The sequence below is a fragment of the Frankia sp. CcI49 genome (assembly GCF_001983215.1).
Lineage (GTDB): Bacteria > Actinomycetota > Actinomycetes > Frankiales > Frankiaceae > Parafrankia > Parafrankia irregularis.
Genome location: NZ_MOWP01000047.1, coordinates 52,647 through 66,266, shown reverse-complemented (window position 1 = coordinate 66,266; position 13,620 = coordinate 52,647). Strand labels below are relative to the sequence as shown.

At 67.2% G+C, this 13,620-nt stretch carries 10 protein-coding genes and 1 pseudogene; 6 read left to right on the top strand and 5 right to left on the bottom strand.

The genetic code is table 11. From position 1 onward, the window contains the following. A pseudogene (locus tag CcI49_RS37040) lies at positions 1 to 285 on the top strand (dihydrodipicolinate reductase); the annotation flags it as partial. 627 nt (positions 286 to 912) lie between these two features. Then, positions 913 to 2,223, top strand: a complete 1,311-nt coding sequence (locus CcI49_RS37035) for an ABC transporter substrate-binding protein (protein ID WP_241840492.1) — start codon at positions 913 to 915, stop codon at positions 2,221 to 2,223. Between the two features lie 166 nt (positions 2,224 to 2,389). Here CcI49_RS37035 and CcI49_RS37030 read toward each other — a convergent pair whose 3' ends face one another. Continuing rightward, positions 2,390 to 3,751, bottom strand: coding sequence for a gluconolaconase (locus CcI49_RS37030; RefSeq protein WP_076834299.1), 1,362 nt, complete (start codon positions 3,749 to 3,751; stop codon positions 2,390 to 2,392). Between the two features lie 173 nt (positions 3,752 to 3,924). Here CcI49_RS37030 and CcI49_RS42335 point away from each other — a divergent pair, with 173 nt between their 5' ends. Continuing rightward, positions 3,925 to 4,605 carry a cyclophilin-like fold protein gene (locus tag CcI49_RS42335; RefSeq protein ID WP_347280173.1) on the top strand — a complete coding sequence of 227 codons (681 nt, stop codon included), beginning with the start codon at positions 3,925 to 3,927 and terminating at the stop codon, positions 4,603 to 4,605. 323 nt (positions 4,606 to 4,928) lie between these two features. Here the strand turns inward: CcI49_RS42335 and CcI49_RS37015 are convergent, their stop codons facing one another. Further along, positions 4,929 to 6,257 (bottom strand): ABC transporter substrate-binding protein, encoded by a 1,329-nt coding sequence (locus CcI49_RS37015; protein WP_054571044.1) that lies wholly within the window; start codon positions 6,255 to 6,257, stop codon positions 4,929 to 4,931. 34 nt (positions 6,258 to 6,291) lie between these two features. On the opposite strand from CcI49_RS37015, the gene CcI49_RS37010 reads away from it, so the two are divergent. From CcI49_RS37010 to CcI49_RS37000, 3 genes are all read left to right on the top strand, one after another. Further along, positions 6,292 to 6,942 (top strand): TetR/AcrR family transcriptional regulator, encoded by a 651-nt coding sequence (locus CcI49_RS37010; protein WP_083749946.1) that lies wholly within the window; start codon positions 6,292 to 6,294, stop codon positions 6,940 to 6,942. A 603-nt stretch (positions 6,943 to 7,545) separates the two neighbouring features. Continuing rightward, positions 7,546 to 8,904, top strand: coding sequence for an ABC transporter substrate-binding protein (locus CcI49_RS37005; RefSeq protein ID WP_054571127.1), 1,359 nt, complete (start codon positions 7,546 to 7,548; stop codon positions 8,902 to 8,904). Between the two features lie 97 nt (positions 8,905 to 9,001). Further along, entirely contained in the window at positions 9,002 to 10,306 is a 1,305-nt protein-coding gene (locus tag CcI49_RS37000) for an ABC transporter substrate-binding protein (RefSeq protein WP_347280172.1), read from the top strand. 319 nt (positions 10,307 to 10,625) lie between these two features. Here CcI49_RS37000 and CcI49_RS36995 read toward each other — a convergent pair whose 3' ends face one another. The 3 genes from CcI49_RS36995 to CcI49_RS36985 all read right to left on the bottom strand — a co-directional run bounded on the left by CcI49_RS36995 (position 10,626) and on the right by CcI49_RS36985 (position 13,539). Further along, positions 10,626 to 11,246, bottom strand: coding sequence for a TetR/AcrR family transcriptional regulator (locus tag CcI49_RS36995; RefSeq protein ID WP_054571042.1), 621 nt, complete (start codon positions 11,244 to 11,246; stop codon positions 10,626 to 10,628). Positions 11,247 to 11,554: 308 nt separating this feature from the next. Beyond that, positions 11,555 to 12,070, bottom strand: coding sequence for a hypothetical protein (locus tag CcI49_RS41815; protein WP_131831286.1), 516 nt, complete (start codon positions 12,068 to 12,070; stop codon positions 11,555 to 11,557). Between the two features lie 230 nt (positions 12,071 to 12,300). Further along, a complete protein-coding gene (locus tag CcI49_RS36985; RefSeq protein ID WP_076834290.1) occupies positions 12,301 to 13,539 on the bottom strand; it encodes an EAL domain-containing protein in 1,239 nt (412 codons plus the stop codon). Positions 13,540 to 13,620 lie beyond the last annotated feature (81 nt).

Here is a 13,620-nt window from a genome sequence, read left to right as displayed (position 1 = left end):
GGCGGACGGTCGGTCATCGAGCTCGGCCTCGTCTGGCGGCTCGGCCATGCCATGGAGCCGGACTGGCCCACCGAGGAGGGCTACGTGATCGAGGTCGACGGTGAGCCGTCGGTCCGCTCCAGGTTCACGGTCCGCTACGACACCGCCGGCGTCGACTTCGGCATGCCCACCGCGAACCCCGCCGTCAACGCCATCCCCCACGTCGTCGCCGCGGCACCTGGCCTGGTGACCGTCGACGAACTATCGATGATCACCGCCGCCGGCCTCGTCACCACCGGTGGCTGACACCCACCGRCCGACGACGAGCACGACGCGGTCAACCACGACCGCCCGCCTCAGATTTGGAACGCACAGATCGCCAAGACCGGCGTTATCGGTCACCAAGCCCGCCGATCTGGCCGCAACCTGCGGCAACAAACAGGACGTCGAACCGGGCGACCAACGACCTTGAGCCTTCGCCGTCGCACCACCCGGGGGCGCTATCCGTAATTACATAGATACAGAGAACGGCCTTGCGCACCCGCAACCATCACTCGCCGCCGATGGCGTTCGGCCCTCCGCACTCGGCGATGCTCCGCCAGAACAGCGTGCGGTCCAGACCCGTGGGACTCCGGAGGCGATCCGAATGGACACCCCACGGCCGGACCTGCTCGACGGGCCCAATCGGCGCCCACCGGTTCACCGGCCGGCGCCGCCTATTCCCGTCCACGACAACTCACGTCGCTCACATCGCCGACGCCGGGATGAAGTGGCATCCGGCTCGGGTCGCGACGGTATCGCCGTCCCTCCTGTCCGTCCGAACGACGAAGCGGGCGGACATGCCTGGGCGTTAGACAGTCCGCAGTCCTCAAAGGAGCTCCGATTATGCGAAATCGCCGGTTACTCATCGCTGTGACGGCGTCGATAGTTGTCATGGCAGTGGCGGCCGCATGCTCGTCGTCCCCCGACGGCCCGTCAGGCGGAGACGGTGGCGGCCAGACCGTCGCCGCCGGCTCGGTAAAGGCCGGCCCGATCACCGGTTGGGACGACGCCGCGTACAAGGTGGACACCTCCAGCCTCCAGTGTGGCCTGACCGCCAAGGATCCCACCCGCGGCGTCACCGACACCTCGATCACGGTCGGTGGCCTCGCCTACCTGACCAGCCCGACCGGGAGCACCGTCTCCGGAACCGACGTGGGTGCCAAGGTCCGATTCGAGCGCGCGAACGCCGAGGGCGGCGTCAATGGCCGCAAGATCAACTACACTGGTACTCTCGACAACGGCGACGACGTGAGTCGGTCCATCTCACAGGCCAAGGCGCTCGCCCAGCAGGAGAAGGTCTTCGCGGTTGTTCCACTGATGACCCGAGACTCGAACTTCCTCGAACCCCTGTGTAACGACCAGGTGCCGTTCTTCGGATGGGGAACGAACTCCGGCTACTGCAAAAACACCATCGGGTTCGGCATCACCGGCTGTCTAACCCCCACCGGGATCGACTACACCACCACCGCCTACGGCCTGATGATCCAGTCGATGCTCGGCGGAGACGCCGAGGGCAAGTCCACCGCCCTCGTCGGCATCGACAACGACGCCGCGCGCGAGGGCCTCGCCGAACTCGCCAAGCAGGTGCAGACGGTCGGCATCCGGACCGTGTACGCGGAAAACCCGGTTCTGCCCAGCGGTGTCACGGACGCCACGGCGATCGTGAACGACATCATGACCTCGGACGAAGGTCACGCCCCGGACGTGGTCCTGTACGTCTTGGACTTCAACTCGGTCGTCAAGCTGACCACGGCGATGAACGCGGCCGGCTTCCAGGGCAAGCATCTCAACGCCGTCGGCTATGACCCGCGACTGGCCGGGTTCAAGGACCTCGACCAGTCCTACACGATCGTCCAGTGGACACCGGGCGTCGACACCACCGTCCCAGCAGTCAAGCAGCTCAACGACGACTTCCAGAAGTACGCCCCAGGCACCAGCATCAGCCTGCCCGCGGAGGCCGGCTACTGGGCCGCGGACATGTTCCTGGACGCTGTGAACAAAGCCGGCCGCGATCTGACCGTCGACAAGCTACTTAACCTCATGAACAACAACTACACCTACACCGTCCCCGGAACGGTTGCCGAGACACGCTGGCCCCTCAATCACAACATCGGCATACCCTGCGCGTCCGTGGTACAGCTCAACGGCCAGAAGTTCGACATCACCACCAAGCTCGCCTGCGGATCGCTCATCAGGAAGTGACGATCCGGCCTGGCCGGGCGATGCCCCGGCTCCGCCCGACCAGGCCGGCCCATACCTTGAGCAACGTCCACCCGCGGCCAACCACAACATTTGATCAATGGCCGATTCCCGGCGAGGCTCACCCCTGCCTCCATCGGGTGCTCGCGACCACCGAGACGGCCCCCGGTCAGCGTGCGGGCGGAGCCAGCCGGTACACGGCGCCGGCCTGGTCGTCGGTGATGTAGACGGCCCTGTCAGGGCCCTCGACCGCGGCCACGGGGCGGCCCCACCGGGATCCATCCGCGGCCTGGAACCCGCCCACCAGCGTCTGCTGCGCCCCCAGGCCACCGTCGCGCCAGGGGAAGAACGAAACCTCCGGAGCGCGTGGTGGCGACGCGTTCCACGAACCGTGTACACCGACCAGCGCACCGGAGGCGTAGCTACTCGGAAGGCCTCCGTCGACGAACGACAGGCCCAGCGGGGCAGAATGCCCGGGGAGCGCCTGCTCCACCGGGGTCAGCGCCGAGCAGTCGAGCATCCGCCCATCCGGATTGGTCTGCACGTCACGGACGAACGGGACATCGGAGAAGTCCTGCCGGCTACCCCGGACGCCGGGATCCACGTCGGCGTCCGGGTTGCAGTAGGGCCAGCCCAGGTTCCGCCCGGGGGTCAGTTTCGCGAAGGGCTCGACGGGATGGTCTCGTACGTATTCGTCGATCACTCGCTCTCGCGCCGATCCGGAGTCGTCGCCGTAGGGGCGGTCGTACGGGAACTGGATGTTGTCCCGGTTGTTGACCGCGGCCCAGACCGCGCCGTCGGGGGCGACGGCGAGTGCGGTGCCGTTGCGGACGCCCACGGCGTAGGGTTCCGGTGGCCCACCGCCGGGTGGTACACGCAGGACCGACGCCCGTGGCGGCGTCGAGGTGAGATCGTCGGCGCTGATGTTGCCGGTCGAGGCGACCGACACATAGACGGCTCCGTCCTGGCCTACGGCAACGCTTTTCAACGGGTGGCCGTACCTGCCTCGCAGCTCGGGGCTGCTGGCATTGGGTAGATCGGTGACGACGGGGCGCGGGGCCGTCGCCTGCCCTGCCGCGTAGGTGTAGGCGTCCACGCGGTCGGTCTGCGCGACGTACAGGGTCGACCCGGAGAACGCGAGCCCATGCGGCTGGTTCAGCCCGGTCAGAAGTTCGGATGCTGTCGCGGTGCCTCGCCCGTCCGGTTCCAGCCGGACGACCGTGCCGTTCTCCGGCACCGAGACGAGCAATGTGCCATCCGGGGCCCACGCGGCGAGCCGGGCTGACGGGACCCGGGCGTACACCGCCAGTGTCCAGCCCGGGGGGACGAGCGCCCGCCGTTGTGTATCCAGCGGCGCGGCGCTCATACCTTCTGGGACGACGAGGGTCACGGCCACCAGCCCCGACAGGGCGGCAGCGGAGGCTACCCCGCCCTCGCGCGGAGTGGTGGCGGGAGGGGATAAGTCCGATCCACAGGCGGTCGCGGTGAGGGCGAGAGCGATCGCCAGCAAGGGAAGACGTCGGACCGTCATAGGAGGCTCCTTCGAGGGCGACGGCGTGCCGATGTCGGCGCCGGAACAGCCGGCGGCGATGTGGTCGCATACACGCCGTCCGACGCTAACCGGGCTCGGGTACGTCCTGGGAGGCTCTGTCGGACCCTGGCAGGGCCTCCCATGGCGGTACCTCGGTTGCCCAGCGTCGAGGCATGATCCGATCTGGTTCGCGGCCCTCTGCCGGTGCCCGCCAGTGGTTCGCCCTTCCTGCCGTGATGGTCGTCGCACTGGCGGTGGCTGCGTGCGGCGGTTCCACGGACCCGGCGCCCGTGGCGTCCTCAGGCGTTTCCTCGCCGTCCGGGCCTCCGGCCGGCGACGGTACGCCCGCCCCGTCCGCCGCACCTTCCTCCACGCCCACAGGCGTTTCACAGGGCACACTGATCCGCATCGTCATCGACGGACAGGTGCTGGACGGACGACTGTGGGACAACGCGCCAGGCCGGGACCTTCCTTCCAGGCTGCCGGTGACGCTGACGTTTGGCGACCTGAGCCGCCAGGAGAAAATCGGACACCTGGAGCAGCTGTTGTCGATGGAGAGCATGCCCGCGGGCGACGACCCCGTTCCCGGGGACCTCGGCTGGTACGAGCCGTGGGGCAACGTCGTCCTCTACTACGGCGACGTTGCCTACTGGGACGGCATCGCCCGCATCGGCACCATCGACTCAGGCACCGACCTCATCGAGGCACAGACCGGTGACTTCACGGCGATCATCGAACGGGCCGACCAGGTCGCGGCGCTGACGCGTTGCGGGGGAGCTGGGCATGCCAGCAGCCCGGGCGTCTGCTGGTCAGACGGCTGTGGCGAGTTCGGTGAACGCGGCGGACAGCCATAGTCTCGGGTCGGTGTCGAGGGCGAGTTCGTAGTGACCCGCGGCTGGCGTCCATCTACTTGCGGCCGGTATCCCTGTGGCCGAGGTCAACCGGCCCGATCGCGCCGCAAGCCGGCGCCGAGGCAAGACCCGGCGCGCTGGACGGGCGAAGCGGCCRCCGTGCCATCATGGCCGGCCTGGCCACCGCGACCGCGAAGACCGGCGACGGACCCGTGGAGATGGCCCGGATATTCCGGCTGACGGGGACCTCCTCGGTCAAGCCGCGTGCCCAGGCGATCAGCGGCAGGCCCTCCGCCTCGAGGCGCCGTTCGTCATGGCGGGCGTGGTCATCTGCCGGAATTGATTGAGTGCTGGGGGCGGTGGTAGCCGTCGAACCGCAGCTGGCCGCCACGAAGCTCCCGGATGGTCAGGAAATCGCCCTTATAGCCTTTGTGGTCCCATGGTCCGAACTGGATGTAAGTAGCGGGCCCGCCGTTGGTCGCCGGCAACCAGCGGATACGCTCGATACCGTCCTTGACCTCCTCGGGAGTAGCCATGGCGGCGTTGGCGAGGCCGTGGATCCCGACCCGGGCCGTGTCGTAGCCCAGCGCGACGACGACGTTCTTTGATACCCGACCGAAGCGCTCGCTGAAGCGGGCTACCATGGCCTCGTAGTTCGGGTTGGTACCGTCCTCACCGAGCTGGTCCACCCCGTGCCAGCCCTCGAGCCCATCCGCCCAACGGTTGGTGTTGGAGTAGAACATGAAAGCGGTTCCCATCACCCTCGGCGGGTCCCAGTCGATAGCCCTGAATGCCTCGGCGAAGTGAAACGTCGAGTAGCCGTATCCGCCGTAGTAGATACCAGTGATACCGTCCTCGCGCATTGACTGGAGGTGCTCGGCGAGGTTTCGCGGATTGGGTCCGAGCTTGATGTCTCGGGCAATGGTCAATCCGAGCCTGTTGCACTCGTCCCGAAAGAATCCAGCGTAGTCGCGTCCGGAACTTCCCTGCTCCCAGAACATTCCGATCTTGCGGTGCCCCTGGGACCGGAGCCACTGGGCACACATGACGGCCTCGCTTGGCACGTCACCGTTGGCGATGGTGAAGCAGTACTCGCTGGCAAACTTCCAGGCACCGGTCCAGGAAATGACCGGGACTCTGCGCTGGTTGGCGACCTCCTGCAGAGACAGCGAATTGTCGCTGATTTCCGGGCCGAGAACGACGACACATCCCTCGTCGCATAGCCATTCGTATCCCTTGCGGGTCTTTAGGAAGTTCTCTCGGGGCAGCCCTCGAGCATCGGCGACGAGAAGCCGCACCGGCCGGTCGTAGATGCCTTCGTTGAGAGCGTCCTCGAGAGCGAGGATCGTCGCGTTGATCCAGTCGAAGATGAGCTGCCCGTTGTCGATGTCGATGAGCAGGCCGATCTTCGCCGGCTCAAACGGGTCGCCCTGGGTCTGCAGGCCTCCGGTCGGGGGGTAGACGACGATGTCCGCGAGCGCCTTCTCGCCGACCCGCCCGCCACCTTCGTACCACTTTGTGGCCTCGCCGCGGTCCGGCGAGTCGGTGCCCGAGCGGACGTTGCTGATCGCCCGGTCGGGTTGGGCGATGCCGTGGTCCACCGGTTCCGGGAACATACGTTCCACGAACTCGCTGTCCGCGTACGAGCCGCCCATCTAGCACTCCCGCCACTCGAAGGATTTAAATTACGTGTCACACTATAACGATGATGCGACCCAGGCAACCGTCCATGGCTCCGACGCCGACCCGGGACCAGGGCCCGAGTCAGGACTCGGCTCGTCCCGGGGACGACCACGCGATCCCCAGGTAGACGAGCGGATCAGGAGGGCGACGCGGGAACTGCTGAGCGAGAAGGGCTTCGCCGAGACCACCATCGTCGCCGTGGCCCGCCGCGCGGGCGTGGGCGCACCGGCCATCTACCGCCGCTGGCCATCCCGCGTCGCCATGATCGAAAACGCGATCTTCCCCGGGTTCGATGACATCGTGGTCCGGGCCACCGGCGACCTCACCAGCGATCTTCGCCGTTACGTGGACGGCTTCCTCGCCGCCTTCGACCAGCCGGCGGCCCGTGTCGCGCTGCCCGCGTTGCTCAGCATCTACCAGTCCGACCCGGCAGGCCACGCCGCCGCCGCCCAACGGGTCGACGCCGGAGTCCGCGAGCCCTTCCGTGCGATGGTGGCCGCTGCGGTGCCCAGGGCGACCGGCGTGAACAGTGACGATCTCCTCGACCTCGCGATCGGCGCAGTGCTGTTCCACCTGTTCATCCGCCGCTTCTCCGGGCGCGACATGGCCAGCGACTACATCGCCGACCTGCTCGCCCGTGTCGCCGCAACGGCTTAGCGCCGCGACGGCTCGGAGCGCGCCCGCCGCTCTCCGAGCCATGTCGAGCGCTCTGAGCGCCGGAGAGATCGCCGCTTCCAGCAGCTCGATCCTTGACCGCCACCGGCGGTAAATCGTAAACGGCTCGACACTCATGGCGGGCGACCGTCTGCAGGCGCGATCGATGCTGTCAGGCCAGCCCCGGCCGGGGACACAGGGCACCCAGTCGTAGCTGCCGGCAACCGGTGAGGGCCGACCGGCGGGCCCGAGGTCGACCGGCGGGCTCGGTGAGGGCCGCGCCCGGACGCACCAGGTTCGGGGCCGGCAGGCCATCCACGCATCAGTCCTGGTTGCAGGTGTGCCGCCGACCTGGTTGTATATAAGATACGTTTTAAGTCGTAATTAAGGTCGGGCTGCCGCCGTGGCGTTGCCGCAGGCCGGCTCGCCGCTGACCGTGACGCTGGTCGCGACGAAACGTGCGGCGTTGGACGTCGGTGGCCAAGCGCTTGCGCCTTCGCCGAGGGACGACTCGGCCGCAGGAGCCTGTTGCTGGTCAAGCTCACCCCTGTTCACCGACACAGCCCGGACCGGTCGATCCGGCGCAAACCCCGGAAGGAGACCCCGATGCGAGGTATCCGGTTAGTGGCCGCCCTGGCCACGGCGACGGCGCTCGCCACCGGCCTGGCCGCGTGTTCCGACGACACCGAGGACGCCGCTGCGGCGCCAGTCGTCGCCGCGGACGAGGTGAAGGCCGGCCCACCGTCAGGCTGGAGCGACGGTGGGTTCGCACCGGACCCGGCCAGCCTGCGCTGCGGGCAGACCGCGGCCGATCCAACTCGTGGCATCACCGATGACGAGATCACCATCGGCGGGCTGGCCTACCTGACCAGCCCCAACGGCAGCTCGATGGCCGGCGTCGAACTGGGCGCCCAGGCCCGCTTCGACCGGGCCAACGCCGAGGGCGGCATCAACGGCAGAAAGATCAACTACGTCGGGACCCTCGACGACGGCAACGACCCGGCCCGCAACGGCGCCCAGGCCAAAGCGCTGGTGGACCAGAAGAAGATCTTCGCTGCCGTGCCGGTGATGACCAGCAGCGCCAACTATCTGGACACCTTCTGCGGCGAGACCGTCCCGTTCTTCGGCTGGGGCACCAACTCGGGCTACTGCGGCACCACCATCGGTTTCGGGATCACCGGCTGCCAGGTCCCCAACAGCCAGACCGGCGCCACCTCGACCACCTATGGCCTGATGATCCAGGCCATGTTCGGTGGTGACGCCAAGGGCCGCACCACCGCACTGGTCGGAGTGGACGCCGACTCCGCCCGCACCGGAGTCAGCGAACTGGCCCGCCAGATCCGCTCGGTCGGGATCGACGTGGTCTACGAGGAGAACCCGATCCCGGTGGCCGGCCTCACCGACACCACACCGATCGTGAACGCAATCATGACATCCGATGGCGGCGCACCGCCGGACGTCGTGCTCTACATCGCCGACTTCAACTCGGTCATCAAACTCACCGAAGCGCTCGCCGCCGCCGGATACCAGGGCAAGAACCTCAACCCCGTCGGCTACGACCCCCGCCTCGCCGCGACCAGCTTCGAGGGCCTGCAGCAGTCCTACACGATCCTGCAGTGGCAGCCCGGGTCGGACACCGGCGTCCCCGCCGTCAAACAGCTCGCCGACGACCTCGCGAAGTACGCACCGAAGGCCACGCTGAGCCTGCCCACCATGGCCGGCTACTGGGCCGCCGACATGTTCGTCCGCGCCGCGACCGAGGCCGGTAAGGACCTCACCGTCGACAGCCTCCTCAAGGTGCTCAACAGCGGCGACTACACCAACTACGTCGAGGGCGCGCTGCCGGAGACCCGCTTCCCGGTCAATCACGTCATCGGCGCGCCCTGCGCCTCCATCGTGCAGCTCAACGGAAACCAGTACGACATCATCACCGACCTGGCCTGCGGAACCCTTATCAAAAAGTAGCCGGCCGAAGCGCGCGACAACGACATCGGTCCAGGGAAGGAACCTTGCCCGGCTGGACCCGGGCAAGGTTCCTCTTAAATTCGGGGGAATTCCAGCGGTGCAGATATCCTTGCCAGGTGAAGCCAGTCGTGTGGGAAGCACGCCACCCGCACCCGGCCGGCGCCGTCGCACGGTGGTGGCGCTGTTGTCGTCGACCGTGCTAGCGGTGGCGGCTTGCAGCGGCCCGGAGCATTCCCCGATCACGAAAACCGCATGCTCGACCCCGGGGTTCAGCGCCACATCGGTCAGGATTGGGCAGGTTTACCCGGACAGCGGGGTGCTCGCTGAGGCGTTCCAGCCGACGCGCAGCGGCGTCGAGGCACGGATCCAGCAGGCGAACGCGGAAGGCGGCATCAATGGCCGGACCATCGAATATGTATGGGCCGACGACCGCGGCGACGTCACCGGGAACACGCAGGCCGTGCACAAGCTGGTCGACGACGATGAGGTCTTCGGTCTCGTCGAGACGACGCTCGTCGCCGCCGGCTCCGCTCAGTACCTTGACGACCGGCACATCCCCGTCACGGGCATGCCCGCAGAGACACTCTGGACACAACACCGGAACATGTTCAGCACCGCCTACACCATCACCGAGTCCGGCACCGTGGACACCTTCGGCCGGTACATCCGGGCCCAGGGCGGCACCACCGCGGCGATCATCAGAGCCGACGTCATGCCATCGACAACCGACATCACCGGCAAGATCGAACAAGGCGCCGCACAGGCCGGTGTCCGGATCCTTCCACAGTCTCTGATCTACAACCCCACCGTCAGCAGCCCAACGCAGCTCGCCGCAGCGATCAGGCAGTSCGGCGCGGACGTTCTGATTGGCAGCCTCAGTCCCGGTGACTGGGCCAACATCCTCCCGGCGGTCGCCGCCACGGGCACACCGATCAGAGTCGTTCTCGCACCCGGAGGCTACGACCCCAAGCTGCTGCAGCAGTACGGCACCAGCCTTGCCGGCCTGTCGACCTTCATCTCCCTGGTGCCGTTCGAACTCGGTACCGCGGCGCACCAGCGATACCTCCGCGCGATGGCGAACTACGCACCGGAGCTGGCTGATCCCCGCACCCAGCTCGCCCTGACCGCGTACGTGCAGACCGACCTCCTCCTGCACGGCCTCACCGTCGCAGGACCCTGCCCTTCCCGCGAGCAGTTCATCGAACGTCTCCGCGCGGTCAAGGACTACAACGCCGGCGGCCTGCTCCCCACGCCTGTCGACCTGGCCGCCACCTTCGGAAAGATCTCCCAGTGCTACGCCTTTCTACGCGTCAATAATGCTGGGAACGGCTTCGAGGTCGCCCAGAATCCCGGTGCGACCGCTGGCTCCCCCTACAACTGGTGCGGCGACCGCATCGACTGACGGCAATGACTCGAAGGAGAGGCGGGTCCGATGACACGGTCGCCGATAGTTCACGGGACGACCAGCACGATGGGAACCGCTGCCGTTCAGCGCACGGCCGATCATCTGGCGGCCCCGACCTGCCCTTCATCACCGGCCGCCACCTGCTCGGCCGCACTACCGGCAGCTGATCCACAGCGGAATCGCCCAGTTTCAATGGGACTTTGCCAGGTCTTCGATCGTCTGGCTTCGGGGTGCGGATCCGAGTCTGGTCGGCCGCCGAGTGTGACACACCTCGACGGTCCTCGGCGACGATAGCCGTCGTCGGGGGCCTGACAGGTCAGGTCGCGGCGTCGCCGCTGCCGGGGCGCAGCGCCCGCAGCAGCAGGTCGCCCACGCGATCGTCCTGATTGCCCTGGTCCGCGTCGTCAGGCCGGCCGGCGAAAGGGCGGATGAAGGAGTAGTACAACGTCGCACCGATCAGCAGATCCATGACAGCGTCCGGATCCACCTCCGGATCAATCGTGCCAGGATCAGCCGCGGCCAGCGTAGCCCGGAACGCGGGACGCACGTCCTGACCGACCCGCTCCACCAACGTTCCATGCCGCTCCGGCTCCGCTTGGTAAGCGGCCAGCAGACCAGGAATGGCAGCACGAGCGGCCGGCGAGCTGAACAACTCGCGATAGGCCGCGATGTACCGACGAAGATCCTCCCGCACATCCCCCGCGGGAGCCACGTCGAGTGCCCCGATGCCTGGGAAGATCGCCGACTCGATCAGTTCGACGCGCGAAGGCCATCGACGGTAGATCGTCGACGCGCCGACACCGGCGTGCCGGGCGACGGCCTGGATCGTCGTCTCCGGGAAGCCCTTCCGTTCCAAGAGCTCGCGCGTCGAAGCCAGCACAACACCATCGATTTGTGGATCCCGCGGCCGGCCACGAGACGGCTCAGCCCCCACCATGACCTCCCTATACCTTGCTGTACGAAGCGAACCATATCCGAATTCGGGAGCATCCCGTGACCAGCCGGAACGATGCGCGCGTATGGCGTCCGCGTCCTCAGCGGTGGGAGGGCCGGACAATGATACGCGGCGGACCTTCAGCGCGCCGGGCCCGGTCGATGGCAGCGGGAATCTGGTCAAGAGTGATGATCTCTCCGACGCTCGGCAGCGGATCCAGTCGGCCGGCGCACGCGGCGTCGAGCCGCCGACCTGATCTACGGCAGATTTGCCACCGCTGTTTCCGTGCCAAATTTCGTTGAGGTGAGGTTTCAGGGAATGATTTCAGTGAGACTTCCAACCCTGGCTACATCATGTCCGCCATTCCTTGGGCAGTGCCATACCGGCCAGTCCTCCGGGAAAGAAACATCGAAGGGCCAGTTGTGCTGTGGGCAGTCCGGCCAGGTGCGTAGGTACAGCTCTATGGCAAGTTCCTGGGTGCATGCGGCGACAGAAGAGACCATATCTTCGAATGTCGCCGGAGTGGTTTCTTCTTCGTCGTCGCTCCTTCCGGCATACACGCTGCTTCCTGCGCCGCAGTAGCTGCCGCTCGTGCTGAGGGCCACGTAGACCAGGACGTAGGGTTCGTCTCCTTCTATGTAGGGATCATCCATGTCGGAGGAGATCCATCGAAGCTGGAGTCTTCCTAGCTGCGGGAAGGTGGCGTCGATGTCTCTCTGGATAATTAGAAGTGCTCGCTCCAGATGGTCCCTGATTTCGCTGCCGAGTAGTTCCCCTACTCGGTCGGTTGGACGTTCGAACCAGAGATCGTCCGAGGCTTCTCTCACGTGCCGATCTTATGCCCTCCGCCTCGGAAGGTCTGCGGCCCATCTTCTGATTGGACGGCTGCGGAGCGATTCAGCCGCACAGTAGTTCAAGTATTGCGGCTGCGCCGGTCTCGGCGACCTGACGGCCGTAGTACCGGTCCCGGGTCATGCTGACGTGACGGTGTCTCTCGGCACGCGCCGGCTTCCCGTCTCTGCTGGTCCGAACCTGTGTGTGGCCGGGAACAACGCCTTCAGTGCCGGGTGAGCGCGCTGAAGGCGAAAGGAGACCGGCATGCGGCGCGCGGGTCGGGAGTGGGACGACCGAGGAGGTATCCCTGCCCACAGCGGATACCAGCCTCCCGGGCCGCGGTCAGGTCCGCCCGTGTCTCGATGCCTTCGGCGACGACGCGGCACCCCGTCTCCCGGGCGATGGTGGTGATTCCCGCGACGATCGCCCGGCGGACGGGATCGCCGCTCATGTTCTTGATGAGAACCCTGTCGACCTTCACGACGTCCGGCCGCAGGATGAGCAGCATCTCCAGGCCGGAGTAGCAGGCTCCCAGATCGTCGATGGCGATGAGGACGCCGTGGCGGCGAAGCAGGTGGACAGCCGCGACCAGGTCGGGGTTGTCGTAGGCCTGTTCCGCCTCGGTGATCTCGACGACGAGCCGGCTGGGTTCGCCGGTGTCGAGGAGGAGGTCGACAAGACCGCCGGTGACCGTCGACGGAGCGGCGTTGACGGCGAGGCGTACATCGTCGGGCAGGGCGGGCAGCGCGGGCAGCGCCCGCTGGATCGCGGCGGTCTCCAGTTCGGGGCCGAGACCGGCGGCGGCCGCGTCGCGGAACAGCGCGGCGGTGGAGAGGCGAGGGTCGGGCAGGCGGGTCAGGGCCTCGACACCGACGGTGCGTCCGGCGACGAGGTCGATGACGGGCTGGTAGTGGATGCGCAGACTGTCGGAGTCGATCAGTGTGTGCACACGGTGCCAGACACGGCTCCGGATCTCCCACATCCTGCGGAGGTCGGACACGTAACCGGTCAGGAAGCGGGCGAGCAGCCGCAGGAACCGGATGTCCCGGTCGCCGAGGGACGGCTGCGGATGCCGGTGGAGGCACCCGACCAGCCCGTAGAGGTTCCCATCCGTGTCGAGGATCGGGGTCGCCGCATAGGCGCCGATACCCAGGTCCTGTACCGAGATGATGTCCGCGGTGCGGGGGTCCCGCCGCGTGTCGGGGATCAGTTCCGGGAGGTCCCCGGCGAGCACCCGCCCGAACACGCCGGCGTCGCGGCGGATGGTGCAGCCGAGGGCGAGACCGAACGGCTGGGCGTTGCCGGAGAGTCCCTGAAGGATCAGAAGACCACCGTCAAGGCGGCCGAGCCAGGCGATCTCCATCCGCAGCCGCCGCCGGAGCAGATCCAGCAGACCCATCAGTGCATCGCCGGGTGCGCAGACCTCGCTGCGCGGTCCCAGACAGCCATGATGGGCGGCCATACCCCCTCCTCCTAACAGGTCAGGCCCTCCCGACCGGGGTTACCCACCTCACCGAGCCGCACACCACGCACCCGGATGGAC

Coding starts and splice junctions, on each gene's coding strand:
- CcI49_RS37035 (WP_241840492.1), top strand. CDS start 913: ATGGCAGTGGCGGCCGCATGCTCGTCGTCCCCCGACGGCCCGTCAGGC.
- CcI49_RS37030 (WP_076834299.1), bottom strand. CDS start 3,751: ATGACGGTCCGACGTCTTCCCTTGCTGGCGATCGCTCTCGCCCTCACC.
- CcI49_RS42335 (WP_347280173.1), top strand. CDS start 3,925: ATGATCCGATCTGGTTCGCGGCCCTCTGCCGGTGCCCGCCAGTGGTTC.
- CcI49_RS37015 (WP_054571044.1), bottom strand. CDS start 6,257: ATGGGCGGCTCGTACGCGGACAGCGAGTTCGTGGAACGTATGTTCCCG.
- CcI49_RS37005 (WP_054571127.1), top strand. CDS start 7,546: ATGCGAGGTATCCGGTTAGTGGCCGCCCTGGCCACGGCGACGGCGCTC.
- CcI49_RS36995 (WP_054571042.1), bottom strand. CDS start 11,246: ATGGTGGGGGCTGAGCCGTCTCGTGGCCGGCCGCGGGATCCACAAATC.
- CcI49_RS36985 (WP_076834290.1), bottom strand. CDS start 13,539: ATGGCCGCCCATCATGGCTGTCTGGGACCGCGCAGCGAGGTCTGCGCA.